This window comes from Bacillus cereus group sp. Bce019 (genome assembly GCF_051781745.1).
In the GTDB taxonomy this organism is placed as follows: Bacteria; Bacillota; Bacilli; order Bacillales; family Bacillaceae_G; genus Bacillus_A; species Bacillus_A cereus.
Genome location: NZ_JBPWJX010000207.1, coordinates 1 through 259, shown reverse-complemented (window position 1 = coordinate 259; position 259 = coordinate 1). Strand labels below are relative to the sequence as shown.

The window sequence follows — 259 nt, the reverse complement described above, 5'->3', positions numbered from 1 at the left end:
CAGTCTTGGAGGCAACGCCATCAGAGAGCGTTACGCAGCCAGTTAACGATGAGAATCTGACGATTGAAGAATTTCATTCACTAACAGCTCGCCAGAGAAGAGATATTACCAAGACGGCCCCAGACACAACCAAAAATAGCCCTCCTCATATTAATCAAGCCTACTATGAGCAACTACAACAGCAGATTTCTGGTTGGGTATTACAACACGGCAGCACGATCGATTATTCCGTTGCCATTGAACCTTTATTTATTGATCC

1 protein-coding gene is annotated in these 259 nt (G+C 44.4%); it reads left to right on the top strand.

Annotated features, from left to right (window positions below):
• On the top strand, nucleotides 1–259 hold a 259-nt coding region (locus ACS2QP_RS28030), incomplete at both ends, for a hypothetical protein (protein WP_438883105.1).